This window comes from Campylobacter curvus (assembly GCF_013372125.1).
Classification (GTDB): Bacteria; Campylobacterota; Campylobacteria; order Campylobacterales; family Campylobacteraceae; genus Campylobacter_A; species Campylobacter_A curvus.
In genome coordinates this window covers 1,518,591-1,537,665 of record NZ_CP053826.1, presented here as the reverse complement: position 1 = coordinate 1,537,665, position 19,075 = coordinate 1,518,591, and the positions used below count along the sequence as shown (strand labels likewise).

Genomic DNA, 19,075 nt, shown 5'->3' with positions numbered 1-19,075 from the left:
CGTAATGGATAAATTACACTTAGAAATAGTAACTCCTCAAGGTCAGGTTTTTTCTGATGACGTGAGTAGTGTAGTGCTTCCGGGCAGTGAAGGCGAGTTTGGCGTTTTGCCAAACCATGCCTCTTTGATATCGCTTTTAAAGGCCGGTATCATCGATATAGAAGATAAAAACAAAAACCATGACATCGTAGCGATAAACTGGGGCTACGCAAAGATCGATGAAGGTAAAGTCGTCATCCTTGCAGACGGAGCGGTTTATGTAGCTGGAAATAGTGAGAGCGAACTTGCAAATTCTCTCGATCAGGCAAAACGTCTTATAGAGAGCATGAGCAGCGATACTAACGCCTTTGCGGCTACGATCGCAAAGATGGAAAACGTAGTGAGAGCAAGATAAGTGGGCGGGATAGATATTTTTTTAAACTACATTCAAAGAAGTAGTTTCATCACTATTATCGTATTATGTTGGCTGTCTGCCTATTTTATCGTTAGCTTTACCATACTCTTTTCTCGCATGGCCGGCATAGGATTGTGGCAAAAAAGAGAACAAAACGCCCTAGAATCGTTGTTAATGGGAGCTAAGAATATCCCAAACGATTCATCTTTAAGAAAGTGCGCAAGTGGTAAAATTTCAAGAGAAAAACTAAACGTTTGTATAAGCATAGCCGAGAAAAACGCCACTAGTGGCCTGACTTGGCTCAGCGTCATAGCCTCTACTTCACCTTTTATCGGCCTTTTTGGAACAGTCGTTTCTATACTTGAAACGTTTTCACAGCTTGGCAATAGTGCAAATTCATCTCTTGGCGTGATAGCTCCAGCTATATCAGAGGCTCTAGTCGCCACTGGTGCTGGAATTTTCGTAGCTATCCCTGCATATACTTTCAACCTACTTATAAAACGCAAAGCTTATGAGCTTATGAGCGTGATCGAGCGTCAAGCTGACGTATTGGTGGCTCTTAAAAAAGACGACGAGATATAGATGGCTCTTAAATTTGATGATGAAAAGCCGGAACTAAACATAACTCCTCTTGTTGACATCATGCTGGTTTTGCTGGCTATCTTGATGGTCACGACTCCTACGCTTGTTTATCAAGAGGATATCGCTTTGCCGGATGGTTCAAAGACTAAGACTTCTACCGCGAAACAAAAAGATCTGATCGTATCCATAAATGCCCAAAGGCAAGTCAGGATAGATCAGAGTCTGATGAGTCTTGCTGAATTTCCTGATAATATCGCTTTGATGGGTGGTAAATACGACAAAAGCTTACCTATATATATCAAGGCGGATAAAAATTTAAGATACGATGATGTTATGTTTGTGCTAAAGACCCTCAAAAATGCGGGATTTAACAAAGTCGCCTTAGAAACAAACGGATAAGATGCCAAGTAAAGTAAAATTTCCTACCGTTAGTTCGTTTTTTGTAGCCCTGTCACTTTATCTAACGATAGTACTTATGCTTTTTATCAAGCTTACATTTTTTTCTGAGCCTGCTAAAAAATATACTGACGATAAAGATGCATTTATGGATGTCGTCATGGTGGATAGAGAGGTAGCCGAAACTATAAAGGCTCCTAAACAAGCTAATGAAATAGTCAAACAAACGCAGCCAGAACCCAAAAAAGAGTCGCAAGAGGCCAAGGTGGAAACTACGAACAAACCGGTAGTTCCAGAAGAGCCGCTACCTACTCCGAGCATACCGACTCCCCCGAAAGAGCAGCCAAAGCCAGAGCTAAAACCGAAGCCAAAGCCCGAGATACCTGAGCCTAGCGAAAAACCGGACACAAAACCTGAGCCGCCAAAGCCGGTGGAGACTCCAAATATCAAGGATCTTTTTAGCAGTATCGATACGACGAAGCTAAAAAAAGATAATGGTATCGCAAAGCCGGAGCAAAAAGTGCAAAGCCGTAAAAAAAGCGAGGTGGCCAATTCTCAAGCCGCCAAGCAAGCAAGTGATATCATAAAAAGCCTGCAGATAGATACGGTCTCAAAAGCGCCAAAGTCGCAAGCTACTGGTGTTTATGACCCTTTAAGGGGTGCGATAGCAAAGCAGATACAAAGAAGATGGCAGAGCTATAAGGCTGATTCAAACGATGTCGCAACGGTTAAATTTATGATAGATGGAAGCGGGAATTTCAGCTATGAAATTTTGGAGCTATCTTATAATGAAGAATTTAACAATAAAGTAAGAGAATGCTTGGAAAAACTGACTACGGAGAAATTCCCGTTTTCTCCGGATGGTAAAAGTATTACTTTTAATTTAAAATTAGAAGATAAACTAGAATAAAATTTAAGAAATGGAGCAATAATGAGAAAAATTTTTCTTTTTTTATGCGTCGCTTTGGGACTTTATGCTGCTGATGCGACGATATCGGTCATAAATCAAGGCATCGCACTTCCAAAGATCGCTTTGCAAGATGCGACTACGGCGGTAGGGGATGCAAATTTTAAAGATAAATTCTTTAAGATCATGCTTGGCGATCTGAAGGTAAGCTCTGACTTTGAGGTCATCGAAGATCATGTACCTTCTACTTATGAGGGCACCGCGCAGACAAATACCATGAGTGATAAGGGTGTCGAGCTTATATTTAGATACGCACTCGAAGGCTCGGCAAATTCGCCTCTTACACTCAAAGTAAAGCTCATAAACGCAAAAACCGCGACAACGAAATATGAAAAAGTCTATACTATGCCAGACGGTGCAAAATATCCGTTTTTGGCGCACAAAAGCATAGTTGAGCTGACAAACGAGCTAAATTTACCTCCGGTTGGCTGGATGGAGAAATTTATCATTTTCTCAAAATATACTTCAGCTCGCCAAAGCTCTATCGTAGTTGCCGACTATACTCTGACATATCAGAAGACGATAGTCAGTGGAGGACTGAATATATTTCCTAAATGGGGCGGCGCCGATCAAACGAAATTTTACTACACTTCTTATGTCAATAATAAGCCGACCCTATTTAGATACGACCTTACTAGCGGAACGAAGACAAAGATCATAGATAGTGTAGGCATGCTGATAGCTTCGGACGTCAGCAAAGACGGAAGTAAAATTTTGCTTACTATGGCGCCAAAAGATCAGCCTGATATTTATATTTATAATATAGCGACCAAAGGTTTGACGCAGATCACAAACTATCCGGGCATAGATGTCAATGGAAATTTCGTCGATGGCGATAGCAGGATAGTTTTCGTATCCGATAGACTCGGCTATCCAAATGTCTTTGCTACCAGCGCAAATGCCGGCGGGACCGTCGAGCAGATGGTATTTCACGGTAAAAACAACAACTCTGTAAGCACGTTTGAAAACTATATTGTGTATTCAAGTCGTGAGAGTAGTGGAGATGCCGGAACGTTTAATATATATTTGATATCTACGCAAACGGATTTTATACGCCAGCTCACCGCCAGTGGAAAGAATAATTATCCGAGATTTTCAAGCGATGGCCAAAGCGTCGTGTTTATAAAAGAACTCGGAGGTCAAAGTTCGCTTGGCGTGGTAAGACTAAATGAAAACAGAAGCTTTCAGTTTCCGTTAAAAGTCGGTAGAATTCAGTCTATAGATTGGTAAATATTTAAAATTTTTATGGTATAATGCGACCAAATTTTTTAAAAAGGATGTGGAATGAAAAAAGTAGTTCTAGCAAGTGTTGCTGTTGCAGCTTTATTGTTGAGCGGTTGTAGCTCTAAAAACCCTGAAGTCGATATGAATGCAAATTCAAATCAAACATCAGACTCAAATATGGGTATGAGTGATGCAGATAGATTGGCGGCGCTTATAGCTAATATCGAAAGCCAAGTTAAAAACGTATACTTTGACTTCGATAAATTTAACATCAAAGCAGATCAACAAGGTACTGTAAGTGCAAATGCTGCTATATTCAATCAAGCAGACGCTCAAGCTCTTTCTATCAAAGTCGAAGGTAACTGCGATGAGTGGGGTACAGACGAATACAACTATGCACTTGGTCTAAAACGTGCTAAGAGCACAAAAGACGCTCTAGTAAGAAATGGCGTAAGTGCTGATAGAATAGCCGTAGTTAGCTTTGGCGAAAGCAATCCTGTTTGCACAGATAAAACTAAAGCTTGCGATGCTCAAAACAGACGTGCAGAATTTAAAGTCCTTCCATAATTTATAATGGATAAAAAAATAGTTTTTGCGGCTCTCTCTTTGGGAGCCGCCCTCTCTACTTGGTCTCAAGAAGTTTCTGCATTTGATGCAGGAGATATCAATAACGCAAATCCATATGGTCTTACCGATAGTGAAAAAGCCGCTTTGAATAATAAGCGAAGCGTTCAAAGCATAGAAGAAAATATGAATAGTGTTTCCGAGCAGATACAAGGGCTTCAAAGTCTGATAGAGAGCATGAGCCTTAGGATGAATAAGCTTGAGCAAAAGATCAATGACCTCGAGTTAAGAGTCAACGGTGATGTCAATAGCTCCGGTGAAAATTTCGCATCTTTAAAAGCTTATGTAGATGAAACTAGGCAGATTCAAGAGAAAAACTATAAAAATATCACTACCACGCTTAATCGTTTAGGTGCTTTGCTGGATAAAAACTCAAATACCACCTCTACTAAGCAAAATAATGCTAACACCAAATCAAGCTCGGACAACTCGGCCACTAAGTCAAATTTTAGTGATAAAAGCGATAAAGACGTTATGTCAGAAGGCATAAAGCTACTAAATTCTGGTAAAACATCAGAAGCCGCCGAATATTTTGAGTATCTTAATAAAAAAGGCTACAAACCGGCCGCTTCGAATTTTTACTTAGGCGAGATAGCCTATAAGCAAAAATCATACAGTACAGCTATACAATACTATCAAAAAAGCATACAAGGCAGCGATAAAGCCGACTATACTTCCAAACTCCTTTATCACACAGCTATCAGCTTTGATAAAATAGGCGACACCCAAAGTGCGAACCGTTTTTATAAAGCTCTCAAGGTAGGTTATCCTGACAGCAAAGAGGCGCAGGCCGCCCCTAGCAGAAACTAAATTTAAACTTTTTTAGATATAATCTCACATTATCTTAAATCGAAATTTAAAGGAGATATTGTGAGTAAAGATCAAGTCATAACAATGTTTTATGAGCTAAAAGACGCTGCAACAGGCGAAATTTTAGAGTCAAATATGCAAAATGGCGGTCAAATTTCATTTATAACCGGTCGCGGGCATATAATCGAAAAGCTCGAAGAAGAGGTCAGCAAGCTAAAAGCCGGAGAAAAGGCTGCGATAAACATAAAAGCTGCCGAGGGATGTGGAGAATACAATAGCGAGGCCGTGCAGTCGCTCCCAAAAGAGCAGTTTGCGGGCATAGATCTGCATGAAGGCATGGAGCTTTTCGGACAAAACGAGGATGGCTCGAGCGTTCGCGTGATAGTAAAGTCTATCGGCGAGGACGATGTCGTAGTGGATTTTAATCACCCTTACGCAGGCAAAGATCTGCTATTTAATGTTGAAATTTTAGAGGTCAGAGATGCGAGCGAAGATGAAAAAGCCACAGGAATGGTAGCCGGCGCTCACACCTGCGGTTGCGGCGGACACGGACATGATCACGGCGAGGGACATCAATGCTGCGGAGGCCACGGACATCATCATGACGATGACGACGAGCATGGTCACGGTGGCTGCGGTTGCGGCGGACATCATCATTAAGAGATGGCTATGAGATATGCGTTGATTTTTGCGGGTCAAGGCTCTCAAAGCGTAGGCATGGGTCGAGAATTTTATGAAAATTTCGCCTGCACTCGCGAGCTTTTGGAGAGTGCGAGCGACCGCTTGAAGATAGATTTTAAAAATTTACTTTTTACGCAAAACGAAGAGCTTGCTATCAGTGAATTTACGCAGCCCGCCATCATTTTAAACTCTTTGATGAGCTATGAGGCTTTGGCGCAAAGGCTAAGCATAGAGCCTAAATTTAGTCTAGGTCACTCCTTGGGCGAATTCGGTGCGCTTGCCGCGAGTAAAGCTTTTAGCTTTTTAGACACTATAAAGCTTGTAAATTTACGCGGTAAATTCATGCAAGAAGCCTGCGAAGGCAAGGACGCGGGCATGATGGTCGTGCTTGGCCTTGCTGACGATGTGGTAGAGAGCATCTGTGCCGAGGCGATGGAGCAAGGGCTTCAAATTTACGCTGCAAACTACAACTGCGACGGGCAGATCGTAGTGGCCGGAGTGCGTGCGGATCTGGCTAAATTCGAGACAAAATTTAAAGAAGCAGGCGCGAAGCGAACCATGCTCTTAAATATGTCAGTCGCTAGCCACTGCCCTATATTGCAGCCAGCTAGTGTCCGCTTGGCCGATGAGCTTGAAAAAATTTTAGCTCAAAATTTTGCTCCGGTCGTGTCAAACGTTAGCGCAAAAACATATACTACAAAGCATGAAGCGCTGAATTTACTAAAAGAGCAGCTCGTTAAGCCTGTCTTATACAAGCAAAGCATAAAAAACTACGAAAGCGAAGTCGATTGTTTCATCGAGCTTGGCGCAGCTACGCTTAAGGGCATAAACAAAAAGATCACCGATAAACCGACTCTTAGCATAACCGATATGGCTAGTCTTGACGAGGCGGTTAGAATTTTGGAGGAGAGATGATAGCTATATTAGGGGCGATGGATGAGGAAGTAACGCCGATCTTATCGGCTGTAGGCGAATACGATACGATCTCATACGCTAACAATAAATTTTATCTTGCTTCGTATAAGGGCAAACAGCTTGTGATAGCTTATTCAAAGATCGGTAAGGTAAATGCGGCGCTAACTACCAGCATAATGATAGAGAAATTTAAAGCTAGCAAGCTACTTTTCACCGGTGTAGCAGGTGCACTCAGTGAGGGGCTTAAGATCGGCGACTTGATGTATGCTACGAGCCTAGCGCAACACGATCTTGATATCACCGCTTTTGGACATCCTTATGGCTATGTGCCGGGGATCGAAGTTTTTAGTAAAACCGATGATGGACTAAACAAGCTTGCCATCGAAGTCGCAGCCCAAAAAGGACTCGATCTAAAAAGCGGCGTCATCGCGACAGGCGATCAGTTCGTATGCAGTAAGGATAAAAAGGACTGGATAAAGGTCGTTTTCAAGGCCGACGTAGTCGAGATGGAAGGCGCTAGCGTGGCTCAAGTTTGTACGCAGCTTGGCGTGCCGTTTTTCATACTTCGCGCTATAAGCGATGAGGCCGGCGGCGGTGCGGAGTTCGACTTTGACGAATTTTTACATAGCTCTGCAAAGGTGAGTGCTGACTTTATGCTTACGATGGTCGAGGCTTTATGATAGACATAAGCAAAAAGATACTAAGCACGGTCGGCAAGACCAACGCTCAGTATAAGATGGTGCAAGGCGGAGATAAAATTTTACTCGGCTTGAGTGGCGGCAAAGATAGTTTGGCGCTTGCTCACGTGCTAAAGCATATGCAGCGCGTCACGCCTGAAAAATTTGAGTTTAAAGCCGTCACTCTAAGCTACGGCATGGGAGAGGACTACGCCTATCTCACGCGCCACTGCAACGAGCATGGTATCGAGCACGAGGTCATCGACAGCTCTATCTTTGAAATTTCAAAGGACAAGATCCGTAAAAATTCCAGCTTTTGCAGCTTTTTCTCGCGTATGAGGCGCGGATATCTTTATACTCATGCGCTAAATGGCGGCTTTAACAAGCTTGCCATCGCGCACCATTTAGACGATGCGGCGGAGAGCTTTTTTATGAATTTCACTTATAACGGCGCTCTTAGGACACTTGCACCAAAATATAAAGCCAAAAACGGCATCGAGGTCATCCGCCCGTTTATATTCGTGCGTGAGAGGCAGCTTAGAGAAAATGCCCTCAGAAACGAGCTTCGCGTGATCGGAGACGAGGCGTGCCCGGCGATGAGATTTGACGTGAAGATGCCACACGCCAGATATGAGACCAAGCAGCTTTTAGCCCAGCTGGAGAAAAACAATCCAAAGCTATTCACCTCGTTAAAGGCTGCGTTTCATAATATCCATACGGATACGTTTTTTGGCTCTGGCGAGGCTAAATTTAGTGAAGATGACGAGTAAATTTCAAATTTAAAGGAGAGTGTATGAAAAAGATCATAATTACGCTGGCATTGTGCTTGCTTTGGGCTTTTGCAAAAGAGATAGCGCCCGATACCTCGGCTCCTAATCGCCTTGAAATGGTGCTGATCCTCGATAAATCTGGCTCTATGAGTGGGCTTGAGGACGATACGATAGGTGGCTTTAACTCGATGATAGACAAACAAAAGGATCTAAATATCACGACTAAAGTCACCACGGTCTTGTTCGATACGAAATTTAACGTTATCCACGACAGAGAAGACATAAAAAACGTGCAAAAGCTAACGCCTAACGAATACCGCGCAGGTGGCAACACCGCGCTTCTTGACGCGATAGGAAGCACTATAAACAAGATAGAAAACGTTAGCGGCATCTACGATAAAAACAGCAGAGTTCTTTTCGTGATCATAACCGACGGCCAGGAAAATTCTAGCAAGGAATACACAAAGGCGCAGATAAAAAAGATGATAAGCGCCAAACAAAGCAAGCATGACTGGGAATTTGTATTTTTAGGTGCTAACATGGACGCCGTTACCGAGGCGGAAAGCCTTGGTATAAAGGGCTCAAACGCCGTCAAGTATAAAAATTCCAGTGAAGGTGTCAGGAAAAATTTTGAAGCCGCCGCAGAGCTGTCAAAGGATATCGCAAATGATAAAAAAGATAGCTCGAAGTGGAAAGACAAGGTGCTTAAGGATAAATAAATTGGCCCTGTTAAAATATTTCATTGATTTTCAGCTTTCAAAGCATGAGAATGCGAACAGCATTCGAGCAAAAACCTTGTGAAGCGACGCTATCGCCGCCGATTTACAGGGAAGCGGTAGCTGACCGCGCAAATCGTGCTATATGTTCGGCTACTCGCTCTCGCACAAACGCTGTTCGCGTCTGTGCTAGGTCGCTCCTGGAGCGAACAGGGTTTGCGAAGCAAGCATCAATGATTTATTATAACAGAGCCAATAAATTTGATTTTAGGCCGAGTTGGCGGCTCGGCCTAAATTTAACTCACAGCCCCTCCAAAACGATCTTGTAAAGAGAATTCACCTCTTCGTCGTTTAGCTCTATCGTGCTTTTGGTGTCAAACAGCTTCTCTATCTTTTCCATATCAAATTCGCTTCTTGCAAAACAGTGCGGATGTGATGGTAAAAATCCCCTCGTGAGGCACATCTTGCCGACTATCGGCTCGTCGCATACGAAGCACTCGAATTCTTGATGTAAGCGCCCCTCATACTCCAAGATCCTCACGTAGCTTTCTATCAAAAGACGTTTGGCATTTGACAGCTCGAAGCGTTTGGCGCATAGATCAAGCTCGTTAAAGTAAATTTCATCCAGGCTGTCTACATCTTTTAAATGATCGTAAATGAGGCGCATAAACTGCTGCCAGATGATGAGTTTGTCGCGGTCTTGTAGCCAGCGATAGCCAAGATGCAGCACGCTTCGAAGCTGTGGTAAGAAATTTATATTTTCTATGAGTTCAAAATCGATCTTATAGCCGTTCATCACGCTTGGATGTCGCGCACCATAAAAGCGGTATGATTTTACGACGTTTGAGGGTGTTAATATATAGACTAAAAGGTCTTCGTCTTTGACCTTTTGCGTGCGCAATATATAGCCTTGCATCTAGGCGAAAAATTCCTCTATTCGCTTACGCATCAAGCTCGTGTCTTTGATGTGATTTATCTCGTTGCGAAATGCGGTAGCGCCGTCAAGGCCTTTGCTGTATTGGTGTAGGTGCTTGCGAAAGATATTTGCTCCATGCTCGCCGTAATGCCCTAACATCGCATCAAAATGAGCCAAGATGATCTCTTTTTTTAGCTCTTTACTCACGCTTTGCTTGTTTTTTATCTCGCTAAAGACCCAAGGATTGCCGATACTAGCACGCCCTATCATCAGAGCATCGCAGTTTGTGAGGGCTAAAATTTCAGCTGCATTTTGCGAATTTATATCCCCGTTTGCGACGACTGGTATCTTCACGCTAGCTTTTGCCTGCGCTATCGCCTCATAATCGACCTTCGCGCTATATCCCCCAGCCCTTGTGCGTCCATGGATAGCGATATAATCAGCCCCGGCTTCTTCGCATGCCTTGGCGATATCGACTTGATTTTTTTCATTAAAGCCAAGTCTGAATTTCACGCTCGTCATTGTTTTATTGGACGTTTTTTTGATGGCTTCTATCATACGTTTTAAATTTTCCAGATCGTTTAGCAGTGCCGAGCCTGCGCATTGTTTGACGACCTTTGGTACAGGGCAGCCGCAGTTTAGATCGATCCCATCTATACCGTCAAATTTATTTATGATGGCGACCGCTTTTTTGATATTTTCTATATCGCTGCCTGCGATCTGAACGATATAGGGGGTTTCGTTCGGTGATTTTTTTAGCATTTCAAGGGTTTTTGCACCGCTTTCATAGACAAGGGCGTTTGCGCTTATCATTTCGCTGATCGTGACATCGCAGCCAAATCTCTTTACGACGCTTCTTAAGGGCAGGTCGGAAAAACCTGCCAATGGTGCTAAAAAAAGGGGTTTTTTACTAAAGTCTATCATTTAAAAAATAGCGACGAAGGCACGATCTTGCCGTTGTCGTGTAAAAACATAAGCACTTTTATCTCTTTGAATTCATCAGGGTCGCTGCCCTCGATAGCCTCTCTCACTTTATCTAGCATTTGAAGCTCGTAAAGTGCGTATATATAGGCCTCGTCAGCATCGGCATGGGTGGCTTTGAGCTTTTCAAATATACTCATGAAAGCATCTGGTTTTAGCTTATTTTTGAGCATCACGGCGGCTTTGTCGTATTGTGCTTTAGTGATTTTTGCGTTGTCTAAAAGCTCGAAAATTTCATCCGAGCTGATGTCGATCTCGTCGTTTACGAAGCGGTTTATTACGAGCATGATCTCGTCACTACTCATCTCTAGCGGAACTCTTTTTATCTCGGTGTAAGAGGCTGTCCTTATAAGTTTGTCAAAGGCCGCCCTCGTAAGTTCGTCGTTTCGATCGGTTTGATTTTTTAAAATTTCAAAATAATAATTTGGAACGTTTTGTATTTTATTAAGCTCGTTTTGTATCATCAGCGCATTGTCTTTTGGCAGTCTAAATTTCCTCAAATCTACGACCTCTTTGTTTTTTACGTTTCTTATGCTTTGCATGATGAGTGCGAGCTCGCTGTCATCTATGCTGACCTCTTTGAGATTGGTCCAAGGCGAAAGGGCACGAGTGACTTGAGACGGGATCTTGTAAAGACCGGTTTTAAAGTCTTTGTTGCTTTCAAGGCCTAAAAGTATCTCCTTTGCCATGTCGTTGTAGAGCGCACCGTCTCTTTTTATGGCTCTTTTATACCTATAAAAACTAAAGCTGTGATAAAAGATATGAAGTACCGCAAGTGCTGCCAGGATGGCTACAGGCAGCATAAACCAAACGGCTATCGGTAAATTTACGGACCAGCCTAAAAGCTCGAATGTGTAGGTTGAATTATTAAAAGAGTAGACAAATACCCCCACTGCGAAGATATATATGATGCTGTAGATGAGAAATTTTCTGGTTTTCATCTCTTTCTCCTTAATTTTTGGCTGTTTTTTCCACTATCTCGCGACATGCTATGCAATACCTCGCATGAGGTTTGACCTTGAGTCTTGCCATACCGATCTCCTCTTCGCACATATCGCAAATACCGTATGTTTTGTTGAAAATTTTGCTTAGAGCCAAGTCTATCTCGTTTAGCTCCGCTCTTTGCTGCGCGGATATGGACTGTTCGATGAGCTGGTCGGTGTTTATCGAAGCGATGTCAAATTCATCGCTCGCACCGCTATCGCGTAGCCCACTGACCTCGCTCGAAGCGTCGGCTATATTTTTTTTGATCTGAATTTTTCGCTCTTCAAGCAATTTTTTGAAAAATTCTAACTCGTTGTCGGTCATTTAAATTCCTTACTTGTGATATGGGTGGTTTGCGTTTATGCAAAGCCCTCTGAAAATTTGCTCAAAAAGCACGAGCTTGGCGATCTTATGCGCCATAGTCATTTTGCTGAGGCTTATCACCTTTTGAGCCTTATCTTTTAAATTTTTACTAAGTCCGTAAGCGCCGCCTATAAAGAAGCTAAGCTGCATATTTTGCTCGAAAATTTTAGCGAATTCGTTGCTGTTTAGCTCGCTACCGCGCTCATCTAGCATCACGCAAAAGCCCTTTAAATTCGGCTCATACGCCTCATCGTATGCCTTTAGCGCCTCGTCTTTTCCTGTGCTTTGAGCCTTTGCGATCTTGTCGTTGAAGATGATCTTATCGCTGATGTTGGCAAATTTAGCAGACATCTTTATATACTCTTTTATCTCGTTTTCAAAGCTGTCCGCACGCGATTTTTGTATGCTAAACACACTGATATCCAAAATTTCAGCCTTTGCTCTTCAGCTTTAGCTCAAACGGCTTTTCGTCCGAAATTTCAGCCTCTTTCGCCTCTTTTTGAAGCGGTATCTTTTTATGCTCGTTTGCGTCGTTCGATAAAATTTTTATCATATCGCTTATGTATTTTTTGTGCTCGTTCCTAGGCACGATCGCATCGATGAGTCCGTGCTCTAGTAAAAATTCAGCCCTTTGAAAGCCCTCTGGCAGGTCCGCACCGATGGTTTGTTTGATGACACGCTGGCCGGCAAACCCTATAAGTGCGCCCGGCTCTGCGATTATGATATCGCCAAGCCATGCAAACGATGCACTGACTCCGCCCATCGTAGGATCTGTCAAAATGGATATGTATGGAATTCTCGCCTCATCAAGTAGCTTTAAAGCGGCTGAAGTCTTTGACATTTGCATCAGTGAAAAGGTGCTTTCTTGCATCCTGGCACCTCCTGAGGCGCTGATTATCACGAGAGCCTGGTGCTTATCGATAGCGCGTTTGATAGCTCTTGTGATCTTTTCGCCCTCGACTGAGGCCAAAGAGCCACCCATAAAGCTGAAATCAAATACGACCAGCTGTATGTCCTCGCCATTGCATTTGCCTTCGCCGCTTATCACGGAGCTGGTGCGGCCGGTCTTTTCTTTACTCTCGGCTATTCGTTTTTTGTATGATTTTTTATCTACGAAATTTAGCGGATCGACGGGCTTTAAATTTGCGTCAAACTCCACGAAGCTCCCCTCGTCACATATCAGCTTTATACGCTCGCTAGCTTTTAATCTCATGTGATACCCGCATTTTGGGCATACGTTAAAACATGCTTCGACCTCTTTGTAATACATCAGCGAGTGGCAGCTATCGCATTTGATCCAATGAGTAGGGGCTTCTTCGGGCAATGGCTGCGCTTTTCTTATTTTGGAAAATATATCGGAAAAATTCATATCTGAACCTACTTATTTACAAAAATTGCTCGGATTATATCCAAACTTCACCTTGTTTTTTCTTATAAAAGCACAATAATAATTCAACGGATAATTAAGGAGGTGGGTGCCGCGTCGCACCCTAAATTTATGTATTAAAAGCGTCTGCCGATAGTAAATTCAAACGTGTTCGTATCGTCATTTTCTTTTGCGTCAAGCGCCTTGGCAAATATGAGTTGAAGCGGTCCGATCGGAGTCACCCACTCGATGCCTACGCCGGCAGATGATCTAGTTTTTGATGTATCATCTATGCTTAAGTTGGTACTTGTGGTGCTTTTACTTGTTCTAATTATGCCGTAATCATAAAACAGTACGCCGCGCATTTTGACGCGATCGATCATGGGAAAGCTTAGCTCAAAGGAGTTATTAAATGCGAGATCTCCACCAGTTTCGTACCAGTTACCATTACTGCTTACACGGACTTTTGGGGATACTGTCCTACTCTCGTAGCCGCGTAAATTTCTTATACCGCCAAGATATAGCCTCTCGTTGATAGGTATGTATCCTCTGTCCCAAATTTTGCCAAAGCTTGATTTGTAGCGCAAGATAAGGTCGTAGTCTATGTAGTCTCTTAGTCCTAGGTAGTAGTTAAAATTCGTGCGGCTTTTTAGGAATTTCTCATCGCCGCCTACGCCTGCAAATTCTAGCGAAGTGCTGGCTAAAATACCGCGTCTTGGTAGGTAATAATCATCGGTGCTGTTATATGATAAGGCCGGGATAAGCGAGCTTTTTAGGTTCGTGCCCTCTTTATAGTCAATCTTTTTTAAAGCGTCACTAAGTCCTTCGATCTTGCTGTGTTCGATGACATAGCTAAGAGAGGCGCTTAAATTTCTAGTCAGCTTCCTGCCAAGTGTGGTGCTAAAGCCGTATGACTTCTCGTCGTAGCTGTCCCAGTCGTAGTCGTTTGCATAAAGCGTACCGCCAAGGCTATACTCGGAGTCGAAAATTCTAGGGTTTGTGAGACTTATCTGTCCTGCAAGCTCGTCATCGCTCTTATCGACGCTGACTGTGCCTTGAAGTCCGGAGCCAAAGATGTTCGTATCTGAAAGTGAGGCGTTAAGTAGCAAGCCATCAGAGCTTCCGTAGCCGATACCACCGCTTATAGAGCCCGTGGAGGCCTCTTTTACTTGCACTTCTAGATCGACCGTGTTTTTATCTACGCGCTCCTCTTTTATCTCGACTTCGTCAAAATAACTAGTCCTTTTTAGCGCGTCTTTAGAGTCCTCGAGGTCGGTTCTATTGTATAAATTCCCCTCCGTGAGATAAAGCTCGCGGCGCACTACACGATCGACAGTGCGGTCGTTGCCTGAAATTTGAACGTTTCTTATATATACTTGCTCGCCCGGCTCGACCTCGTATTCTATATCTACCGTTTTGTTCTCATCGTATTTTTGTGTTTTCGGATAGACTTTGACAAAGGCATAGCCCTTGTTTGCGACCAGATCGTCAAGCTTTTTCATATCTTGGCGAAGTCTTGCCGAGTTCATCCTATCTCCGGCTTCCAGTCTAAAATCCTTTAAAAGCTCGTTCGTATCGAGCCCTAGCTCCTCAGGAGCGTTTATGCTGACTTTTGACACGTCGTAAGGCTCGCCCTCGTGTATGTAGTAGGTGAGATCTGCTGTATAGTTATCAAACGAAGCGTTTAGGTAAGGCGCTGAGACGGTCGCGTCAAGATAGCCTTTTTGAAAGTATTTGTCTTGAATCCTAGCAGGGTCGTTTGGAAGCTCGAATAGCTTGACCTTGCCGTCATTCCTTCCCCACATCCAGCCCATAAATTCTCGGCTTTTGTTCGCTACGATAGGCTCTATGTCGCCGTAGTCGAATTTTTTAGCGCCGATCAGTTTTACGTCGTTGATTATCATATTTTCGCCGCGGTTTATATTCATCGTGATGAAAAGGGAGCTGTCGTTACCCGCTACCGGCTGCTTTTGCACGTCTACGACCGTGTCAAAATAGCCTTTTGACTCGTAATATTGGCGAATCCTCTCTTTAGTCTTTTCTATCGTGAGGTCGTCATACATATTGCCCGGCTTTATGCTGATCAAAGACTCTATCGCGGTTTTGTCGTTTGTAGCGACGCCTTTTAGATCGACTCTAGCGACGCTTGGTTTTTCTTTGACATTTACCAAGATATTGCCGCTACCGTCAGTCTCGATAAAGATATCGTCGAAATAATTTTGTTTGAACAAATTCGTGATGGCTTTGTCACTTGCTTGCGGAGTCAGCTCCTGACCGACCTTTAGCCCCATGATCTGGGTGGCTACTTCAGGAGAGAGATGGATAAGACCTTTGTAGTTTATCGACTGGATTGTCTGTGCGTTTAGCCCGCCGACGGCTAAAAAAATCGCGAATAAGCTTTTTTTCATGTAAATTTAACCTAGATTTTGAGTATAAAGTCGTATAATATCATATTTTATTTTTAAAATATGTAAATTTGAAAATTTTAAAGGCGATTTTATGAAAATAGGCATAGTAGGACTTGGATTGATGGGCGGTTCTTTGGGACTTGCATTAAAAGATGAGAAGCTGGTCTCTTGTGTCAGCGGATACGATCTAAACGAAGATCATCAGGCAAAAGCTCTACAGCTTGGGCTGGTGCATGAAATTTTGACACTTGATGAGATGAAAAAAAAGTGCGATATCATATTTTTAGCGATCCCGGTCGAAGCGATAATTAAAATCGTGCAAAATTTGACCGATATCGATGAAAACACGACCGTTATCGATCTAGGCTCTACCAAACAAAAGATCATCGAGGCCGTCCCGCTTAGCATACGTAAAAATTTCATCCCCGCTCACCCGATGGCAGGTACCGAATACTCCGGCCCTGAGGCTGCGTTTAAGACGCTTTATAATGGCGCAGTCGTCGTTATCTGCGATTTTGAAGAAAGCGGAGAGAAGCACGTGAAACGCAGCGTCGAGCTATTTTCTCATCTTGGTATGAAGATAGTTTTCATGAACGCCGATGAGCACGATCATCACGTGGGACTCATCTCTCATTTGCCTCACGCTATCGCATTTTCACTTGCAAGCGGAATTTTAAAAGAGGAAGACAAGCGTCATATAATGGCTCTTGGAGGCCCTACTTTTCGCGGTATGATACGTGTTGCCAAGAGCTCTCCTGTGATGTGGGGAGATATCTTTAAGCAAAACAAGCAAAACATCATCGGTGCGATCGATATGTTTAAAGGCGAGTTAGAAGCTTGTGAGAGGCTGATAAAAGAGGAGCGCTGGAGCGAGCTGCACGACTGGATGGCTGGTGCGCGCACTATCCGAGAAATTTTATAATTAACTAAAAATTTATCGATTTTATGTAGAATTTCGCAAAATCAACGAGGTAATTTGAATGAAAAAAAGAGGCATCAGTAGCTTAGGGGCTATTTTTATTTTGATTTTATTGGTGGCTGCGGGCGGTTTTGGCTATGCTTTCATGTCTAGCGACTTTGAGAGAAACGCTCCTATGATAGGGGTGCAGGATAAAGTTTATTGGAATTTACGCTCACCGATGAATATAAAATTTAAAGACGATCGAGGTATAAAATTCGTGCGTATCAGCATGAACGACGGTAAAAACGATCTAAACATACTAAATCAAGTCATCGAAAAGCCAAGTCCCGAGCTGGATATAAATTTGACATTTCCAAAGACCGGATTTTTCACAGCAAAAGATACCTATGAGATGAATATAGAAGCCGTCGATACGAGCAAATGGAATTTCTTTTCAGGCAACAAAGCCACTAAAAAAGTACAAGTCGTTCTTGATACGACAAAGCCCGATCTTTACATACTTTCGCAGTCTTATTCGATATCAAAGGGCGGCAGTGCGACGGTCGTTTTTAGAGCCACTGACAATCAACTAAAAGAGGTCTACGTCCAGACTAGCTACGGCAAGAAATTTAAGGCCGTACCTTTTTACAAAGATGGATTTTACGCCGCTTTGGTAGCGTGGCCGGTGCAGGTGGATAACTTCAGTGCCGATGTGATCGCTAGAGATTTTGCCGGCAACGAGAGCAAGGCGCATGTGAGATATTTTTATGAAAACGTAAAATATAGAACTTCAACGATCGCGCTAAAAGATAGCTTCCTAGACGGCAAGATCGTCGATCTCTCCGATCAATACGCAAAAGATCCCGGCTCGCTATCTCGTCTTGACAGGATGAAATTCGTAAATGAGACGCTTCGCGACGCCAACGATCAAAAAATAGCCGAAGTCACCGCCGCAGTAGATGAAAATTTGATAAACGGCTTTGACATAACCTCCTTTTATCCGCTTAAAAACGGCAAAAAGGTAGCCGATTTCGCCGATCATCGTTACTACACCTACAACAACGCCAACGTGAGCGAGTCATGGCATATGGGGCTTGATCTGGCTAGCGTCGCAGCCGCACCGATAATAGCAAGCAACGCCGGCAAAGTCGTATTTGCCTCCGAAAATGGAATTTACGGACTAAACATAATAATAGATCATGGATTTGGGCTTTATTCGCTTTACGGACACTGTTCTAGCGCTCGAGTAAAAGAGGGCGACAGCGTATCTGCGGGCGAGCAAATAGGCACGACCGGCACTAGCGGACTGGCGCTGGGAGATCATTTGCACTTTGGAATTTTGATCCAAGGCGAGGAGGTCAGGCCTCAGCAGTGGATGGATAAAAAGTGGATCAAAGACAATGTGACCAGCGTCCTTGACGCCGCTAAAAAGATGATAGATAATAAATGATTTGCAAAAATCGTTTTAAAGTGCTATCATTGCGCAATAAAATTTAACAAGGAAATCCGTTGAAACAAACTACTATCGCAAGACGAGTCGAAACCGTCGGCATCGGACTTCATAAGGGTGAGCCGATACGTTTGGTGCTTGAGCCACTTGATGCAAACATGGGTATAGTTTTTCATCGTACCGATATAGGAGCTAGTTTTAAAGCTGAGCCGGCAAACGTTGTAAATACGCAAATGGCGACTGTCATAGGCAATGAAAAGGGCTTTATAAGCACTGTCGAGCATCTTTTGAGCGCGATAAACGGATACGGCATAGATAATATCAGAATTTTAGTCGATGCAAACGAAATTCCAGTAATGGACGGCAGTGCCATAAGCTTTTGTATGTTGCTTGACGAAGCTGGCATAAAGCAGCTTGACGAGGGCAAAAAAGTGATCTTGGTTCGTAAAGAGGTTGAGGTCGTGGAAGGCTCGAAATTCGTTCGAACCGTTCCATCAAGAAATCCGAAATTCGACTATACGATAAAATTTAACCACCCTGTGATCGGCGAGCAAAGATACGTTTTTGAATTCAGCAAAAGCCGCTACGTAAAAGAGATAGCGCGCGCTAGGACATTTGGATTTTTAAAAGACTTACAACGCCTCCAAGCTCAAAATTTAGCACTTGGTGCATCGCTTGACAATGCCGTTGCGATCGATGATACGCATATCTTAAATCCTGAAGGTCTTAGGTTTGAAAACGAATTCGTAAGGCATAAAATTTTAGACGCAGTGGGCGATCTAAGTTTGCTTGGTGCGCCGCTTTTGGGCGATTATATCGCATTTGCAGGAAGCCACGATCTAAACCATAAGCTGACATTGGCAGTCTTGGCCGATGAGAAAAACTACGAGATCGCAACACTTAGCGGCGAATTGCTTAAAGATTATCAAAAGGTCTTTGCATAAAAAATA

The 19,075-nt window shown here is 43.3% G+C and carries 22 protein-coding genes; 15 read left to right on the top strand and 7 right to left on the bottom strand.

Annotation, left to right across the window (positions count from 1 at the left end; translation table 11 throughout):
- Positions 1-4 precede the first annotated feature (4 nt).
- From atpC to CCVT_RS07505, 12 genes are read left to right on the top strand one after another with little or no spacing between them, the layout of a single operon-like run.
- A complete protein-coding gene (gene atpC / locus CCVT_RS07560) occupies positions 5-394 on the top strand; it encodes an ATP synthase F1 subunit epsilon (RefSeq protein ID WP_009649328.1) in 390 nt (129 codons plus the stop codon).
- A complete protein-coding gene (locus CCVT_RS07555; protein WP_018136092.1) occupies positions 395-976 on the top strand; it encodes a MotA/TolQ/ExbB proton channel family protein in 582 nt (193 codons plus the stop codon).
- A complete protein-coding gene (locus CCVT_RS07550; protein ID WP_018136093.1) occupies positions 977-1,375 on the top strand; it encodes a biopolymer transporter ExbD in 399 nt (132 codons plus the stop codon).
- A 1-nt stretch (position 1,376) separates the two neighbouring features.
- Positions 1,377-2,282, top strand: a complete 906-nt coding sequence (locus CCVT_RS07545; RefSeq protein WP_018136094.1) for a TonB C-terminal domain-containing protein — start codon at positions 1,377-1,379, stop codon at positions 2,280-2,282.
- Positions 2,283-2,303: 21 nt separating this feature from the next.
- Positions 2,304-3,569 carry a Tol-Pal system protein TolB gene (gene tolB / locus CCVT_RS07540; RefSeq protein ID WP_018136095.1) on the top strand — a complete coding sequence of 422 codons (1,266 nt, stop codon included), beginning with the start codon at positions 2,304-2,306 and terminating at the stop codon, positions 3,567-3,569.
- Positions 3,570-3,623: 54 nt separating this feature from the next.
- Entirely contained in the window at positions 3,624-4,130 is a 507-nt protein-coding gene (locus CCVT_RS07535) for an OmpA family protein (RefSeq protein ID WP_009649320.1), read from the top strand.
- Positions 4,131-4,136: 6 nt separating this feature from the next.
- Positions 4,137-4,997 (top strand): tetratricopeptide repeat protein, encoded by an 861-nt coding sequence (locus tag CCVT_RS07530; RefSeq protein ID WP_018136096.1) that lies wholly within the window; start codon positions 4,137-4,139, stop codon positions 4,995-4,997.
- A gap of 60 nt (positions 4,998-5,057) precedes the next feature.
- Positions 5,058-5,657, top strand: a complete 600-nt coding sequence (locus tag CCVT_RS07525) for an FKBP-type peptidyl-prolyl cis-trans isomerase (protein ID WP_018136097.1) — start codon at positions 5,058-5,060, stop codon at positions 5,655-5,657.
- Positions 5,658-5,666: 9 nt separating this feature from the next.
- Positions 5,667-6,593 carry an ACP S-malonyltransferase gene (fabD, locus tag CCVT_RS07520; RefSeq protein WP_018136098.1) on the top strand — a complete coding sequence of 309 codons (927 nt, stop codon included), beginning with the start codon at positions 5,667-5,669 and terminating at the stop codon, positions 6,591-6,593.
- Positions 6,590-7,273 carry a 5'-methylthioadenosine/adenosylhomocysteine nucleosidase gene (locus CCVT_RS07515; protein WP_018136099.1) on the top strand — a complete coding sequence of 228 codons (684 nt, stop codon included), beginning with the start codon at positions 6,590-6,592 and terminating at the stop codon, positions 7,271-7,273. Before fabD ends, CCVT_RS07515 begins: the two co-directional genes overlap by 4 nt.
- Positions 7,270-8,040 (top strand): tRNA 2-thiocytidine biosynthesis TtcA family protein, encoded by a 771-nt coding sequence (locus CCVT_RS07510; protein WP_018136100.1) that lies wholly within the window; start codon positions 7,270-7,272, stop codon positions 8,038-8,040. The genes CCVT_RS07515 and CCVT_RS07510 overlap by 4 nt, the downstream gene beginning before the upstream one ends.
- 23 nt (positions 8,041-8,063) lie before the next feature.
- The gene (locus CCVT_RS07505) at positions 8,064-8,759 is read left to right on the top strand and encodes a vWA domain-containing protein (protein ID WP_018136101.1); all 696 of its coding nucleotides are present in this window, start codon (positions 8,064-8,066) and stop codon (positions 8,757-8,759) included.
- 298 nt (positions 8,760-9,057) lie between these two features.
- On the opposite strand, the gene recO is transcribed toward CCVT_RS07505, so the two are convergent.
- The 7 genes from recO to bamA all read right to left on the bottom strand — a co-directional run bounded on the left by recO (position 9,058) and on the right by bamA (position 15,774).
- Complete coding sequence (recO, locus tag CCVT_RS07500; RefSeq protein WP_026175418.1) at positions 9,058-9,672, bottom strand: recombination protein RecO; 615 nt, start codon at positions 9,670-9,672, stop codon at positions 9,058-9,060.
- Entirely contained in the window at positions 9,673-10,596 is a 924-nt protein-coding gene (locus tag CCVT_RS07495) for a tRNA dihydrouridine synthase (protein ID WP_018136103.1), read from the bottom strand.
- Complete coding sequence (locus tag CCVT_RS07490) at positions 10,593-11,594, bottom strand: hypothetical protein (protein ID WP_018136104.1); 1,002 nt, start codon at positions 11,592-11,594, stop codon at positions 10,593-10,595. The genes CCVT_RS07495 and CCVT_RS07490 overlap by 4 nt, the downstream gene beginning before the upstream one ends.
- Before the next feature lie 10 nt (positions 11,595-11,604).
- The gene (dksA, locus tag CCVT_RS07485) at positions 11,605-11,961 is read right to left on the bottom strand and encodes an RNA polymerase-binding protein DksA (protein ID WP_009649333.1); all 357 of its coding nucleotides are present in this window, start codon (positions 11,959-11,961) and stop codon (positions 11,605-11,607) included.
- 9 nt (positions 11,962-11,970) lie between these two features.
- Complete coding sequence (locus tag CCVT_RS07480; protein WP_018136105.1) at positions 11,971-12,426, bottom strand: 23S rRNA (pseudouridine(1915)-N(3))-methyltransferase RlmH; 456 nt, start codon at positions 12,424-12,426, stop codon at positions 11,971-11,973.
- 4 nt (positions 12,427-12,430) lie between these two features.
- Complete coding sequence (gene accD / locus CCVT_RS07475; RefSeq protein ID WP_018136106.1) at positions 12,431-13,369, bottom strand: acetyl-CoA carboxylase, carboxyltransferase subunit beta; 939 nt, start codon at positions 13,367-13,369, stop codon at positions 12,431-12,433.
- A 134-nt stretch (positions 13,370-13,503) separates the two neighbouring features.
- Positions 13,504-15,774 (bottom strand): outer membrane protein assembly factor BamA, encoded by a 2,271-nt coding sequence (gene bamA, locus CCVT_RS07470; RefSeq protein ID WP_018136107.1) that lies wholly within the window; start codon positions 15,772-15,774, stop codon positions 13,504-13,506.
- A 91-nt stretch (positions 15,775-15,865) separates the two neighbouring features.
- Between bamA and CCVT_RS07465 the strand changes: the two genes are divergently transcribed.
- The 3 genes from CCVT_RS07465 to lpxC are packed head-to-tail and all read left to right on the top strand — an operon-like array spanning position 15,866 to position 19,069.
- Entirely contained in the window at positions 15,866-16,696 is an 831-nt protein-coding gene (locus CCVT_RS07465) for a prephenate dehydrogenase (RefSeq protein WP_018136108.1), read from the top strand.
- Positions 16,697-16,754: 58 nt separating this feature from the next.
- Positions 16,755-18,125: a peptidoglycan metallopeptidase Pgp6 gene (gene pgp6, locus CCVT_RS07460; protein WP_018136109.1), complete on the top strand. Its 1,371-nt coding sequence runs from the start codon at positions 16,755-16,757 to the stop codon at positions 18,123-18,125.
- A 59-nt stretch (positions 18,126-18,184) separates the two neighbouring features.
- Positions 18,185-19,069 (top strand): UDP-3-O-acyl-N-acetylglucosamine deacetylase, encoded by an 885-nt coding sequence (gene lpxC, locus CCVT_RS07455; protein ID WP_018136110.1) that lies wholly within the window; start codon positions 18,185-18,187, stop codon positions 19,067-19,069.
- The last annotated feature ends 6 nt before the right edge of the window (positions 19,070-19,075 follow it).